The 13,839-nt window shown below is 63.3% G+C and carries 11 protein-coding genes; 6 read left to right on the forward strand and 5 right to left on the reverse strand.

The features are described 5' to 3' along the window. Nucleotides 1-31: 31 nt before the first annotated feature. A complete protein-coding gene (locus tag NLY36_RS19075) occupies nucleotides 32-1,222 on the forward strand; it encodes an Mrp/NBP35 family ATP-binding protein (RefSeq protein WP_023688788.1) in 1,191 nt (396 codons plus the stop codon). A gap of 17 nt (nucleotides 1,223-1,239) precedes the next feature. On the opposite strand, the gene NLY36_RS19080 is transcribed toward NLY36_RS19075, so the two are convergent. Continuing rightward, nucleotides 1,240-1,698, reverse strand: a complete 459-nt coding sequence (locus NLY36_RS19080; RefSeq protein ID WP_023712599.1) for an SRPBCC family protein — start codon at nucleotides 1,696-1,698, stop codon at nucleotides 1,240-1,242. A 143-nt stretch (nucleotides 1,699-1,841) separates the two neighbouring features. Between NLY36_RS19080 and NLY36_RS19085 the strand changes: the two genes are divergently transcribed. Both NLY36_RS19085 and NLY36_RS19090 read left to right on the forward strand, forming a co-directional pair. Beyond that, nucleotides 1,842-3,647, forward strand: coding sequence for an IlvD/Edd family dehydratase (locus tag NLY36_RS19085; RefSeq protein WP_023682063.1), 1,806 nt, complete (start codon nucleotides 1,842-1,844; stop codon nucleotides 3,645-3,647). Between the two features lie 140 nt (nucleotides 3,648-3,787). Beyond that, a complete protein-coding gene (locus tag NLY36_RS19090) occupies nucleotides 3,788-4,186 on the forward strand; it encodes a hypothetical protein (protein ID WP_023736167.1) in 399 nt (132 codons plus the stop codon). A 17-nt stretch (nucleotides 4,187-4,203) separates the two neighbouring features. On the opposite strand, the gene NLY36_RS19095 is transcribed toward NLY36_RS19090, so the two are convergent. Further along, nucleotides 4,204-5,823: a trimethylamine methyltransferase family protein gene (locus NLY36_RS19095; protein WP_023736166.1), complete on the reverse strand. Its 1,620-nt coding sequence runs from the start codon at nucleotides 5,821-5,823 to the stop codon at nucleotides 4,204-4,206. A gap of 204 nt (nucleotides 5,824-6,027) precedes the next feature. After that, entirely contained in the window at nucleotides 6,028-7,521 is a 1,494-nt protein-coding gene (gene pdxR, locus NLY36_RS19100; RefSeq protein WP_023669484.1) for a MocR-like pyridoxine biosynthesis transcription factor PdxR, read from the reverse strand. 427 nt (nucleotides 7,522-7,948) lie between these two features. On the opposite strand from pdxR, the gene pgi reads away from it, so the two are divergent. From pgi to NLY36_RS19115, 3 genes are all read left to right on the forward strand, one after another. Next, entirely contained in the window at nucleotides 7,949-9,592 is a 1,644-nt protein-coding gene (pgi, locus tag NLY36_RS19105; protein WP_023688784.1) for a glucose-6-phosphate isomerase, read from the forward strand. Beyond that, the gene (locus NLY36_RS19110; RefSeq protein ID WP_023688783.1) at nucleotides 9,589-10,320 is read left to right on the forward strand and encodes an HAD family hydrolase; all 732 of its coding nucleotides are present in this window, start codon (nucleotides 9,589-9,591) and stop codon (nucleotides 10,318-10,320) included. Before pgi ends, NLY36_RS19110 begins: the two co-directional genes overlap by 4 nt. A 69-nt stretch (nucleotides 10,321-10,389) precedes the next feature. Next, the gene (locus NLY36_RS19115; protein ID WP_155922478.1) at nucleotides 10,390-10,611 is read left to right on the forward strand and encodes a hypothetical protein; all 222 of its coding nucleotides are present in this window, start codon (nucleotides 10,390-10,392) and stop codon (nucleotides 10,609-10,611) included. An 84-nt stretch (nucleotides 10,612-10,695) separates the two neighbouring features. On the opposite strand, the gene NLY36_RS19120 is transcribed toward NLY36_RS19115, so the two are convergent. Both NLY36_RS19120 and NLY36_RS19125 read right to left on the reverse strand, forming a co-directional pair. Then, a complete protein-coding gene (locus tag NLY36_RS19120) occupies nucleotides 10,696-11,352 on the reverse strand; it encodes a 50S ribosomal protein L11 methyltransferase (protein ID WP_084026225.1) in 657 nt (218 codons plus the stop codon). A gap of 80 nt (nucleotides 11,353-11,432) precedes the next feature. Next, a complete protein-coding gene (locus NLY36_RS19125) occupies nucleotides 11,433-13,424 on the reverse strand; it encodes a long-chain-fatty-acid--CoA ligase (protein ID WP_023736164.1) in 1,992 nt (663 codons plus the stop codon). Nucleotides 13,425-13,839: the final 415 nt, after the last annotated feature.

Raw genomic sequence — 13,839 nt, forward strand, 5'->3', positions numbered from 1 at the left:
AGCCGCAGCCAAACGCCTTAGGGAACAATGCATGTCCGTCACCAAGGAAATCGTCACCGAGCGTCTGAAGACGGTCAACGGGCCGGACTTCACCGGCAACATCGTCGACCTCGGCATGGTTTCGGAGATTTTCATCGCCGATTCGAAAGTGTTTTTCTCGATCACCGTTCCCGCCGCCCGTGCACAGGAGATGGAGCCGCTGCGCGCCGCAGCCGAGCGTGTCGTCAAGGCGATCCCTGGTGTCGCCGGCGCCGTCGTCGCGCTGACGGCGGAGAAGAAGGGCGGCGGCATGGAGGCTCCGGTTGCGTCGCGTCCCGCGCCCAGGCCGGCACCCCCGGCTGCGCCAGCCGCGCCGCGCCCAGCTCCACACTCTCCAGCCCCGCACGCCCCGGCCTCGCAAAGCTCGGGCAAGCGCGGCGTGCCCGGCATCGAGGCGATCATCGCGGTGGCGTCCGGCAAGGGCGGCGTCGGCAAGTCGACCACCGCCGTCAACATCGCGCTTGGCCTCGCCGCCAACGGTTTGCGTGTCGGCGTGCTCGATGCCGATATTTATGGCCCGTCCATGCCCAGGCTGCTCAACATCCATGGCCGGCCGCAGACCGTCGACGGCAAGATCCTGAAACCGATGGAGAATTACGGCCTTAAGGTGATGTCGATGGGCTTCCTCGTCGACGAGGAGACGCCGATGATCTGGCGCGGTCCGATGGTGATGTCGGCGCTGACGCAGATGCTGCGCGAGGTCGAATGGGGCCGCCTCGACGTGCTCGTCGTCGACATGCCGCCCGGCACCGGCGACGCCCAGCTGACCATGGCCCAGCAGGTGCCGCTGGCCGGCGCCGTCATCGTCTCGACGCCGCAGGACCTGGCGCTGATCGACGCCCGCAAAGGATTGAATATGTTCAAGAAGGTCGACGTGCCGCTGCTCGGCATCGTGGAGAACATGAGCTATTTCATAGCCCCCGATACCGGCAAGCGCTACGACATCTTTGGCCATGGCGGGGCGCGGCGCGAGGCCGAGCGACTCGGCGTGACCTTCCTCGGCGAAGTGCCGCTGGAAATGGGCATTCGCGAAAGTTCTGATGAAGGTGCTCCGGTGGTGGCGTCGAAGCCAGACAGCGCCGAGGCGAAGATCTATCGCGGCATTGCTTCGAAGGTCTGGGACCGGGTCAACGAAGAACGCGGCGCGGCCGAAGCGGCGGTGCCGAACATCGTGTTCGAGTAGCTCGGATATCCCTCCCCTCAAGGGGGAGGGGAACCCACCTTCTCGCCAAAGCTTGAAAAGAACTGCAAGGCCAGCTTCTTCGAAGTCGATTCGATGAGCCGGCTGCCGAGTTGGGCGATCTTGCCGCCGACTTCGGCTTTGGCAAAGTATTTGAGGACCGTCGCATCCGGCCCGTCCGCCGTCAGCGTCACGTCGGCGCCACCCTTGGCGAAGCCGGCAATACCGCCCTTGCCCTCGCCCTGGATGGTGTAGGAGTGCGGCGGCTTCAGGTTCTTCAATGTCACCTCGCCGTTGAATGTCGCCTTGATCGGTCCGATCTTCAACACCACCGTCGCCGCCATTTCGGTCGGCGATTTCATCTCCAGGTGCTGGCAGCCGGGAATGGTCGCCTGCAAAACCTTCGGATCGTTCAGCGCGTCCCACACTTTCTGCAGGGGGGCGGCAATGCGTTCCTCGCCTTCGATCACCAAAGCCATCGACACCTCCCGGACAGACTTCGAAGGCCTAACGCACGGTCTGGTCTGTGTCTATCGCACCAAAGTCCGGTTGCGACGGTGCGCCCTCTTGCCTGCTTCCGCGCGTTGCCATATCGATTTGTCTTACAAATACGGAGACCATGATGGCAGGCGCCCCCACCGGAAAGAAGAAATTTCGCTCGCAGGAGTGGTTCGACAATCCCGACAATCCAGGCATGACCGCGCTCTACCTCGAGCGCTACCTGAACTACGGCCTGACGCGGGCCGAGCTGATGTCGGGCAAGCCGCTGATCGGCATCGCCCAGACCGGCTCGGATCTGTCGCCGTGCAACCGCCATCATATCGAACTCGCCAAGCGCGTGCGCGAAGGCATCGTCTCGATGGGCGGCATCCCCTTCGAATTCCCGTGCCATCCGATCCAGGAGACCGGCAAGCGCCCGACCGCGGCACTGGACCGCAACCTTGCCTATCTCGGCCTGGTCGAAGTGCTTTACGGCTATCCGCTCGACGGCGTCGTACTGACCATCGGCTGCGACAAAACCACGCCGGCGCTGCTGATGGCGGCGGCCACCGTCAATATTCCGGCCATAGCACTTTCGGTCGGACCGATGCTCAATGGCTGGCACAAAGGCAAGCGCACGGGATCCGGCACCATCGTCTGGGAATCGCGCCAGCGGCTCTCCGCCGGCGAGATTGACTATGACGAGTTCATGGACATCGTCGCCTCATCGGCGCCGTCGACCGGCTATTGCAACACCATGGGCACCGCCACCACGATGAACTCGCTGGCAGAGGCGCTCGGCATGCAATTGCCGGGTTCGGCCGCCATTCCCGCACCCTACCGCGAGCGCGGCCAGATCTCCTATGAGACCGGCAAGCGCATCGTCGAGATGGTGCATGAGGATCTGAAGCCGTCCGACATCATGACGCGCAAGGCCTTCGAGAACGCCATTGTCGTCAATTCGGCGATTGGCGGCTCGACCAATGCCCCGATCCACCTCAACGCGATTGCCCGTCATCTCGGCGTGCCGCTCACCAATGACGACTGGCAGACGGTCGGCCTCCATGTGCCGCTCATCGTCAATCTGCAGCCATCGGGCGAATATCTCGGCGAAGACTATCACCATGCCGGCGGCGTGCCGGCTGTGGTGGCCGAGTTGATGAAGGCCAAGCTGCTGCCTTATCCCGAAGCGATGACCGTCAATGGCAAGACTATCGGTGACAATTGCAAGGGTGTCGCCAACGAGAACACCGACGTCATCCGCGCCGTCGCCGAGCCGCTGAAGGCCAATGCCGGCTTCATCAATCTCAGCGGCAATCTGTTCGATTCCGCAATCATGAAGATGAGCGGCATCTCGCCGGAATTCCGCGAGCGCTATCTCTCCAACCCGAACGACCCGGAAGCCTTCGAAGGCAACGCCATGGTCTTTGACGGTCCCGAGGACTACCACGCCCGCATCGACGATCCGGCGCAAGGCATCGACGAGCACACCATCCTGTTCATGCGCGGGGCCGGCCCGATCGGCTATCCCGGCGGCGCCGAGGTGGTCAACATGCAGCCGCCCGCCTATCTCATCAAGAAGGGCATTCACGCGCTGGCCTGCATCGGCGATGGCCGCCAGTCGGGCACATCGGGCTCGCCCTCTATCCTCAACGCTTCGCCGGAAGCCGCCATTGGCGGCGGCCTGGCGCTGCTCAAGACAGGCGACCGTGTGCGCATCGATTTACGGAAAGGCACTGCCAACATCCTCGTCACCGACGAGGAAATCACGCGCCGCCGTGCCGAACTGCAGGTCGATGGCGGCTATCATTATCCCAAGCATCAGACGCCATGGCAGGAGATCCAGCGCTCCATGGTCGACCAGTTCTCGGAGGGCATGGTGCTGAAGCCGGCGGTGAAATACCAGGATGTCGCCCATACCAGCGGCGTGCCGAGGGACAACCACTAAGCGTTGCAAGCTTGGTGAAATCGAAGGCGGCTTGCCATCGGGCAGGCCGCCTTTTCTCATGGCAACGCTCTTGTATCGATTGGGCCAAGTCTACAGATACGTCGTCTCGACAGGTCCTGCACGAGGGATAACACCCATCAATGACGAAGCGGCGCTCTTCAATCGGTTTCCTCGGCATGTTCGGCCGCTCCGGCGATTTGCGGGAACTGGACAACGCGCTGCGCGGCGCCGATCTGCATCCGGCGCTTGTCCCTGAGGGGGTAAAGCTCACCATCGTCAATTTGATGAAGGATTGTTGGCCGGACGAGCCGCCGCCGGACGCCTACCGGTCCGTGGCGCAGCTGTTTGGCTATTGCATCGCGGGCCCACAAACCTTCGAGCAGGCCAATGGGCCGGAGCGGCGGCTGGACGCTGAGCGCCGCATCGAGGCTGCGCTTGAAACCGGCGACAGCCTGGATGCCCAGATCGTGTTGATGGCGCTGCATGGCAAGCTGATCAGCGCCGAAGTCGTCGAGCGCTTTGGGCTAAGTGCGGACTGACCTTCGTAAGGTGAAGCTTACCCGCCCATGCCGCTGCGTGGCAGCTTGATCATCTCGCCGAAGCGGGCACGCAATTTGTCGTCGAGCAGCTTCGGCACATGGCGCGGGAAGCGCTCGGCCAGCACGCGCTTCTTTTCGATGATCGCCCGCTGCAAGATGTCGGGCCGGCCCTTCTCGTTCCATTCCTTGGGCGAAAAGCGGTCGCCGACGGCCGGATAGAAATACTCCGTCTGCATCAGGCGCAGCGTCTGCTCATTGCCGAGATAGTGGCCTGGGCCATTCATGCAGACTTCGGTGATGGTGTCGATCGACAGCGCTTCGTCGGTCACTTCGATGCCGCGCACGCAGCGCAGGCAGTGGCCCAGCATGTCATTGTCGATGATCAGGCTCTCCAGGCAAAAGCCGAGCAGCGAGGCATGCATACCCGCCGATTCATAGACCAGATTGAGGCCGGCAAGACCGGCCATCACATCGGTGATGCCCTTTTCATAGCCGGACTGGATGTCGGGCAGTTTCGAATCCGTCATGCCGGCGGCCGAACCGCCCGGCAGATCGTAGAACTGCGCCATCTGCGCACAGGCCGAAGTCAACACTGCCTGCTCGGCCGAGCCGCCCGACATGGCGCCGGTCCTGAGGTCGGAGACGAACGGCCAGGTGCCGAAGATCGCCGGATGCCCGGGCTTGATGGCGTTGACGTAGATGAGGCCGACCAGCACTTCGGCCACCGCTTGCACCACAGCGCCGGCAATTGCCGCCGGAGCGGTGGCGCCGGCCTGGCCGGCCGATAGAAGCAGGATCGGAATGCCGCCTTCGACGCAGGCTTCGAGCACGCCGCAGGCGTCCTCGGCGAATTTCATCGGCGGCACGACGAAGCAGTTGGAATTGGATACGAACGGCCGGGCGCGAAAGTTCTCCTCGCCGCCGGCGATCGCATAAAGCATTTCCAGCGCCGGCTGCACGTTCTCGCGCACCGTGAACGAGGTGCCGACATGCTTAGACGTGCCCATCACGCAGGCGTAGAGCGTGTTGAAGTCCATTTCGAGCGGATCGGGAATGTCGCGCGGCACCATCGGCCGCTGGAAGAAATGGATGTTGTCGAGCCCTTCGACGAGGCGAGCGGCGTCGTAAATGTCCTGCACCAGCGACTCGCGGTATTCGCGCTTTTCGACATCGACCAGATGCACCGCCGCACCCGCCGTGCCGTAATGCACACGCTTGCCCTGGATCAGCATGTCATGCCTGGGGTCCTGGCCGTGCAGCGTAAAATTTCGCGCGGCTCGTCTGATCGTGTCCATCACAAGCCCACGTGGGAAACGGACGCGGCCGTCATCGCCATAGACGGCGCCGACCCCGGTCAGAGCCTCGATGCAGGAGGGAATGGCATTGGCGAAGCCGACGGTCTCCAGCAGCGTCAGCACCGCTTCATGGATGCGCTCCTGGTCGTTCCGGTTGAGCGGGCCGTAACTGCCGCCTTCAAGCCCGGCACGTACCGGCCTGATGTCGTCGGCCAAAGGTGCTGCCCGCATGGCGCGGCGCGCTTCGCGCCCGCCGGATCGTCGCGAACGCTGGTCGGCTGATGTATCTTTAGGAGCCGCATCCTTAAGAGCCGCATCCTGCTGCTCAACAGCCACTGACATGGGGGCACTCCACCTTTAGCTTGCGAAACACGACGCGGTGATTGGTCCACCGTCGGCCTGCTTCGTCCCTCTGTCAGCCGACTATGCCGTGCCATTGGCCCAGCCTATGGGCCAGTCAACGCAGCCGAGTATGCCAGAGAGCTAATGCAGAATGTTGGTGATCATGCCAAGGGCCGGGCTGTTCAAAGCCCCGGCACAGGCAAATCAGGCTGCAGCGGGCCTGCGTCCGGCTGCGGTCGCGAGCTCGCGAATACCCGGCTCGATGTGCTGCAGTGCGATCGAGGAAATGCCCAAGCGCATGAAACGCGACGGCTTTTCGGTGCGATCGAAGAAGCGATCGCCCGGCTCGATGATGACGCTGCGCGAGGCCGCGGCCTCGGCCAGTCCACGTGAATCGGTGCCGCGCGGGCCTTCCAGCCAGAGCGATGTGCCGCCGGCCGAATCGGTCGAGCGCCATTCCGGCAGGAATGCGGAAATCGCATGGACCAGACGCTTGCGCCGCTCGTCGAAGGCCGACGACAGCCGCCGCACCAGGGCTTCGTGATGGCCGAGCGACAGGAACAGCGCGACCGCGCGCTGGTTGTTGGCCGGCGGGTGCCTGAGCATGAAGCGACGCAGCGCCCTGAGCTCGGAGATTAGTCCAGCCGAAGCGACGATGTAGCCAAGCCGCAGGCCCGGAGCCAGCGTCTTCGACATCGAGCCGACATAGACGACGCGACCCGAGCGATCGAGGCTCTTCAGCGCCTGCTGCGGCGCCTCGTCGAGAAGCTGGCTGTCATAGCCGTCCTCGATGATGATCTGGTTGTGGCGGTTGGCGCGCGCCAGAAGGTCCTGCCGCCGCTCCGCCGACAGCGGCACCATGGTCGGGCAGTGGTGGCTGGGGGTGACGAAGACAAAGCCGGAATCGTTGGGAATGGACGAGGTGACGATGCCGGACTGATCGACCGGAACCGGCTGGATTTCGGCGCCTGCCAAGCGGAAGATCGAGCGCGCGTCGGGGTATCCCGGGTCTTCCATCGCGACCTTGGAGCCCTTTGTCATCAGCAGTGTCGCCAGCATATAGAGCGCGTTCTGGGCGCCCAGCGTGACGATGATCTCGTCCGGATTGGCGAAGATGCCGCGCCGCGGCAACAGCCGCGCCTGGATCTGCTCGATCAAGAGCGGATCGTCACGATCGACCATGTCGGAGGCCCAGTTGCGGATTTCGAGCACGGCCAGCGCCATGCGGTTGCACTCACGCCATTCGGCTGTCGGGAACAGCGCCGGGTCGAACTGGCCGTAGACGAAGGGGTAGGAGGACTTGATCCAGTTGTCGTGCTTGGCCGGTGGCGGCATGTCGCTGGCGGCGATCTGCCGGCGTGCCTTCCAGTCGATCTCGTTCTGCTGGTCGGGCGCCTTCTGGTGCGGCTTGGCGGGGGTGGCCAGCACATCCGGATTGACGAAATGGCCGCGCCGTTCGCGCGCCACCAGGAAACCTTGGTCGACCAATTGCTGGAACGCCAGCACCACAGTGCCGCGCGCGACGCCGAGTTTTTCAGCCAGGATGCGGCAGGACGGAAGCGGCATCGAAGCGGCGATCTGCCGGTCGAGAATGGCGGCGACGATCGCCTGACGGATCTGCGCCTGCAGGGTCTGGCCCGATTCCGCCGAAATCCGGAACAGGCCGGACCATATGGCCGTGTCGTTACGCTGTGGCATGGAAGGTGTTCCTCGATGGCCAGTCTTTTTTGCTTGGCTGGACCAGCGGAAGGTAACCGTGGCACAAGGGGTTGCGCCAATCAATTTTTCTGATCGCTGGGATTTATGCCAGTGATCTATGCGCGACGCGCAGCGTCGTCGCATCCCCGGGTGACGCTTGCGTCATCCCGCAGCGCGGACGCCCGCGCGATGCGAAGCGTCGTCGCGCCTCATTATCCCCAGCGCGACGCGCAGCGTCGTCGCTACTCCCATCAAATCATCCAGCGCGGCGCGCAGCGTCATAGCTCCATCACATCGCACTATGCTGCACTGCGTCATCCCCACGCATTGAAACATGCGGAATTCGGCTCAATAAGATCAGCGCGACGACACGCGCCGGAAACATCCGGTCTGATAAGATGTCGTGAAAAACGATCAGGAGCCGAAAGTGGATCATTCCTCCTTCGACAAACAGCTTGTCGCCTTGCGTGCTGCGCGCGCGGCGGCATCGGGTACGATGCGCGAGGCTTTTGCCGCCGACCCCAAGCGCTTCGAGACGTTCTCGGCCAGCGACGGCGACCTTTTGCTCGACTGGTCGAAATGCGCGGTCGACCAGGGCACGATGGAACTGCTCGAGAAGCTCGCCGCCGCCGCCGATCTCGAAGGTCGCCGCGCCGCAATGTTTTCCGGCAAGAAAATCAACATCACCGAAGACCGCGCCGTGCTGCACACGGCGCTGCGCAACCTCTCGGGCAAGGGCGTCACCGTCGATGGCCAGGACGTCAAGGCGGATGTGCTGTCCGTGCTCGACGCCATGGGCGCTTTCGCCGACGCCATTCGCTCCGGCAAGGCCGCCGGCGCCACCGGCAAGAAAATCACCGACATTGTCAACATCGGCATTGGCGGCTCCGATCTCGGCCCGGCCATGGCGACGCTGGCGCTGGCGCCCTATCACGACGGCCCGCGCGCGCACTACGTCTCCAACATCGACGGCGCCCATATCCACGACACGCTGAAGGGCCTGTCGGCCGAAACCACCCTGTTCATCATCGCCTCGAAGACCTTCACCACGGTCGAGACGATGACCAATGCCGAGACGGCGCGCGAATGGGTGCAGAAGGCGCTCGGCAAGGAAGCTGTCGGCAAGCATTTCGCCGCCGTCTCGACCGCGCTCGACCTGGTTTCCAAGTTCGGCATCGAAGCGGATCGCGTGTTCGGCTTCTGGGACTGGGTCGGCGGCCGCTATTCGCTGTGGGGCGCCATCGGCCTGCCGGTGATGATCGCCATCGGCCCGCGCAACTTCCGCGCCTTCCTCGATGGCGCGCATGAGATGGACGAGCACTTCCGCACCGCACCCCTGCAGAAGAACCTGCCGGCGCTGCTGGGGCTGGTCGGCTGGTGGCATCGCGTGATCTGCGGTTATCCGGCGCGTGCGGTCATCCCTTATGACCAGCGCCTTTCCAGGCTGCCGGCCTATCTGCAGCAGCTCGACATGGAATCGAACGGCAAGGGCGTCACCCTCGACGGCACGCCGGTGACGACGCCGACCGGACCGCTGGTCTGGGGCGAGCCCGGCACCAATGGCCAGCACGCCTTCTTCCAGCTGCTGCACCAGGGCACCGATTCCATCCCGGTCGAGTTCCTTGCCGCTGCCGTCGGCCATGAGCCGGATCTGAAGCACCAGCACGATCTACTGCTTGCCAATTGCCTGGCCCAATCGGAAGCGTTGATGAAGGGCCGCACGCTGGACGAGGCTCGCGCGCAGATGCTGGCCAAGGGCATGAAGCCGGCCGATGTCGACAGAATAGCCCCGCACCGCGTCTTCTCCGGCAACCGCCCCTCGGTGACGATCCTCTACCGCAAGCTCGACCCGCGCACCTTCGGCCGGCTGATCGCGCTTTACGAGCACCGCGTCTTCGTCGAAGGCACTCTGTTCAACATCAATTCCTTCGACCAATGGGGCGTCGAGCTCGGCAAGGAGCTGGCGACCGGCCTGTTGCCAGTCGTGGAAGGCAAGGAGAGCGCCGCCAAGCGCGACGCATCGACGGCCGGGCTGGTGGCGCGCATCCAGCAACTGCGGGGGGCGCAATGAAAAATCCGGCCGACATCAAGGGCATATTGTTCGACAAGGACGGCACGCTTGTCGATTTCAACGCGACCTGGCTCGGCATCGCCGATTTCATGGCCATGGATGCTGCCGAGGGCGATCGCTGGAAAGCCGACAGGCTGCTTTCAGCGGCGGGCTTCGATTTTGTCGCCAAGCGTTTCAAGCCGGATTCCATCTTCGCCTCGGGCACCAACATGGATGTCGTCGAACTATGGTTCCCGCGCCTGTCCGACGAGGACCAGATGCTGGCCGTCGCCCGTTTCAACGAGATCACCTCGGTGCAAGGCTCATCGATGGCGGTGGCCTTGCCCGGCATCGTCGCGGCGCTGACGGCTCTGCACAAGCGATCCTACCGGCTCGGCGTCGCCACCAATGATTCGACTGCCGGTGCCGAAAAGACCATGGTCACGCTCGGCGTCGCGCAGCTGTTCACCGCCGCCTATGGCTATGACGCGGTCGCCAATCCGAAACCGGCGCCGGACACGATCGTCGCCTTTTGCGACCTGACCGGGTTGAAGGCGTCCGAGATCGCCATGGTCGGCGACAACCGCCACGACCTGGAGATGGCGCGTGCCGGCGGCTGCGGCCTGGCGGTCGGCGTGCTCTCCGGCACCGGCACGCGGGAATCGCTGGCGTCGATCGCCGATGTCGTTCTGGATTCGGTTGCCGACTTGCCGGACTTTCTGTCGGCGCGGGTCAAGGAGACGGTCTGACGGGGGCCTGGGGCAAACTCAATTCGGCTCGGGATTTCCCCGCCAATGGCCGAGTTGGGGGAAGCAGCCATGAAACTATGGAGCTTCTGGTTTGTTTTCGGACATAGTGGGCTACTCATCAGCAGAGCAAACGTACCCGCATCTGCCGCACCTGATCTTGGCGCTTGCGTTATCGATGTCTTCGCCAGGCTGAAGCTCGAAGCCGCGATTTTCGCACTTTGGGCAAACTATGAAGCCGATACGTTGAACAACTTTAATCCACGCCATTCGACTTCTCCTATCAACGGCTAATCCAATCTATTTTCTGCCCCTTGAGGTTTGTCCACAATGAGTAGAATCCGGCCATTCAGAGCGACTGGGCTTTGCCGCGTCGCGCTAGCAATCTTCCGGCTCGAACCAAAACACACCGCTCGGCTTGGTCACATCACCCTTTGCGTCGCCGAAATCCGGCACCTGATATTCGGCGAGCAATCGTAGCCGCGACAGCGGCAGATCGGCGCGGCGGGGATCGCCGACCAGCACCTCGATGCCGGCTGCCAGGCAGCGGTCGAGGAACGGGATAACCCGCAGAGCAACCTCGCGGCCGTAGAACACGTCGCCGGCAAGCACGAGGTCGACCGCCGGTGGCGGACCTGTAGTGATGTCCGTGTCGAGGACGGTGATCTCGACGCCGTTGGCCGCGGCATTGATGCCGATCGCGGCGATACCGTTGCGATCGATCTCGGCGGCGATCACCGCGCTGGCGCCGGCCTTGGCGGCGGCGATGCCGACGAGGCCGGAGCCGGCGCCGAGATCGAGCACGCGGTGACCGGCCACGATTTGCGGATGGTCGAGTATATAGCGCGCCAGCACGGCGCCGCCGGCCCAGGCATAGGCCCAGTAGGGCGGCTGCGGCTCAGCTTCGTGCTGCTCGGTTTGGCTGCCGTCTTCCGGTCCATGAGCTCGCCACTCGACAAGCCGCCTCAGGCCGCTGCCGGAATGAGCCGTATAGAGCTGGATTTCACGAAGGGCGGGAACAGGCGCAAGGCGCATGTTCGCCTTGATGAACGTCGCCGCGTCGGGACGCGGATTGTCGTCTACACTTTCGCCGCGACTAGGCTCGTCGTTCAAATCTATTCCCGCAGCGCCCGGCGCAAAATCTTGCCCACCGGAGTCTTCGGCAGTTCGGTCCTGAACTCGATGTATTTCGGCCGCTTGTAGCCGGTCAGGCTTTCGCGGCAATAGGCGGTGATTGCCTCAGCGGTCAGCGCCGGATCTTTCTTGACGATGAACAGCTTCGGCACCTCGCCCGAATGCTCGTCCGGCACGCCGATCGCCGCCACTTCGAGCACGCCCGGATGCTGGGCGACGACTTCCTCGAGTTCGTTGGGATAGACGTTGAAGCCGGAGACCAGGATCATGTCCTTCTTGCGGTCGACGATCTTGGTGTAGCCGCGCTCGTCCATGAAGCCCATGTCGCCGGATTTGAAAAACCCGTCCTTGGTCATCACCTTGGCGGTCTCGTCCGGCCGGTTCCAGTAACCGGCCATGACCTGCGGCCCGCGAATGCAGATCTCGCCGACTTCGCCCAGCGGCAGGTTGTTGCCGTCATCGTCGCGGATGACGATCTCGGTCGACGGCAGCGGCAGGCCGATCGTGCCGGTGAAATTGCTGTCGCTGAACTTGTTGGCGGTGGCCACCGGCGAGGTCTCCGACAGCCCGTAGCCCTCGGTGATCGAATTGCCGGTCAGCGCCTTCCAGCGCTCGGCAACCCCCTTCTGCACCGCCATGCCGCCACCCAGCGTCATGATCAGCGGCTTGAAGTCGAGCTTGCGGAAATCCTCGTTGTTGAGCAGCGCGTTGAACAGCGTGTTGAGGCCGGGGAAAATGTGCATCGGGTATTTCTGCAGCTCCTTGACGAAGCCGGGAATGTCGCGCGGGTTGGGAACGAGCACGTTCTGGGCGCCCTGCTGCATGCCCATCAGCGCGTTCACCGTCAGCGCGAAGATATGGTAGAGCGGCAGTGCGCAGATGAAGTTGAGATGCGCCGGTTTCGGCTTGATCGCATAGGCGTCCTGCAGCCACAGCGTGTTCTGCGCGACATTGGACAGCACATTGGAGTGCAGCAGCACAGCACCTTTGGAAATCCCCGTGGTTCCGCCGGTATATTGCAGGAAGGCGACGTCGCCGGCCTCCATCTTGGCCGGTTTGAAGGCGATGCCGGCGCCGGCTTTCACCGCCGCATTGAATTTGACATGGCCGGGCAGCGACCAGGCCGGCACCACCTTCTTCACCCGGCGCACGACGAGGTTGACGATCGTGCCCTTGAGGGCGCCGAGCATGTCGCCCATCGCCGCGACCACCACATGCTTGACCGCCGTCCTGGCAATCACCGCGTCCAGGGTGCTGGCGAAATTCTCCAGAATGACGATCGCCTGCGCGCCGGAATCCTTGAGCTGATGTTCGAGCTCGCGCGGCGTGTAGAGCGGATTGATGTTCACCACGACATAGCCGGCGCGAAGCACGGCCATCATCGCCACCGGATATTGCAGCACATTCGGCATCATCAGCGCCACGCGTGCGCCTTTCTGCAGGCCCTTCGATTGCAGATAAGCGCCGAAGGCGGCCGATTGCCGCTCGAGTTCGGCATAGGAGATCGACTTGCCCATGCAGACGTATGCCGGCTGGCCGGAAAACTGCTTGCAGGCGCCGACGAGGAAGTCGCCGATCGAACTGTAGGGCAGGGCGCCGATCTCCGCCGGCACGACTTTCGAATAGCTTTTTAGCCATGGCTTTTCCGGCAAGCCCGCGGCAAGCGCCGTCAGCGTATTCGGCAGTTTTTTGGCCGCGCCCGGCGACGGCTTCGAGGCGGGCTTCGCCGCGGCTGTCTTCGCGGCTGGCGGCTGGGCGGGCTTTGCAGCGGGTGTTGTCTTCGCCGCGCGCTTGACCGCAGGTTTCGCTGCCGGGTTGGCGCTTGCCTTCGCCGGCGTCGAGGTTGCCGTTGGCTTGACGGCGGGAGTGGCTTTGGCCGGTGGCGCTTTCGACTTGGCGGCAGCGGCGGCCGGTTTTGAAGCTTTCGCCGCTTTTGCTTTCGCCGGGGCCGTTGTCTTTGTTGCTTTCGCCACCTCTAGCCTCCCTCGGTCGTTCTGTTGCCTGCTCCTGCTGCGCCGCCTCGATGTGGTGAGGCGTCCTCCGCTGCAGCGATGTCGCGGATTCCCGGAAAATCCAGCGTGTCATCTATCTATTGCGACTATCGGCGGCCGTGCAAGTCTTGCCCCAGCGGCAGGACGGCAAAGATTTGCCGTCGAAATCCTTCCCGCGATGCCAGCTCAGGCAATGCCGTCCGGTCATCTCGGTGGCGAAACCCAGGCTTGTGGATTTTTGGCTTACGATTGCTGCGATCAATGAAAAAATGCGGTCGTTAACAATCCCGTGATTAGCAGATTTTGCTATTTGTTTCTGCAGTTCGTCAAAGACCGAGAAATATTTTCTGCTTACGGTGGGGTAGGCAAACAGGGTGTTCCAAAGCCGGAAAAACGG

It is taken from the genome of Mesorhizobium sp. C399B (genome assembly GCF_030323185.1).
Lineage (GTDB): Bacteria > Pseudomonadota > Alphaproteobacteria > Rhizobiales > Rhizobiaceae > Mesorhizobium.

What these genes read in the sequence shown, in the direction of transcription:
- NLY36_RS19115 (WP_155922478.1), top strand. Translation starts at nt 10,390, where the DNA reads ATGAAACTATGGAGCTTCTGGTTTGTTTTCGGACATAGTGGGCTACTC.
- NLY36_RS19110 (WP_023688783.1), top strand. Translation starts at nt 9,589, where the DNA reads ATGAAAAATCCGGCCGACATCAAGGGCATATTGTTCGACAAGGACGGC.
- NLY36_RS19085 (WP_023682063.1), top strand. Translation starts at nt 1,842, where the DNA reads ATGGCAGGCGCCCCCACCGGAAAGAAGAAATTTCGCTCGCAGGAGTGG.
- NLY36_RS19075 (WP_023688788.1), top strand. Translation starts at nt 32, where the DNA reads ATGTCCGTCACCAAGGAAATCGTCACCGAGCGTCTGAAGACGGTCAAC.
- pdxR (WP_023669484.1), bottom strand. Translation starts at nt 7,521, where the DNA reads ATGCCACAGCGTAACGACACGGCCATATGGTCCGGCCTGTTCCGGATT.
- NLY36_RS19090 (WP_023736167.1), top strand. Translation starts at nt 3,788, where the DNA reads ATGACGAAGCGGCGCTCTTCAATCGGTTTCCTCGGCATGTTCGGCCGC.
- NLY36_RS19080 (WP_023712599.1), bottom strand. Translation starts at nt 1,698, where the DNA reads ATGGCTTTGGTGATCGAAGGCGAGGAACGCATTGCCGCCCCCCTGCAG.
- NLY36_RS19120 (WP_084026225.1), bottom strand. Translation starts at nt 11,352, where the DNA reads ATGCGCCTTGCGCCTGTTCCCGCCCTTCGTGAAATCCAGCTCTATACG.
- NLY36_RS19095 (WP_023736166.1), bottom strand. Translation starts at nt 5,823, where the DNA reads ATGTCAGTGGCTGTTGAGCAGCAGGATGCGGCTCTTAAGGATGCGGCT.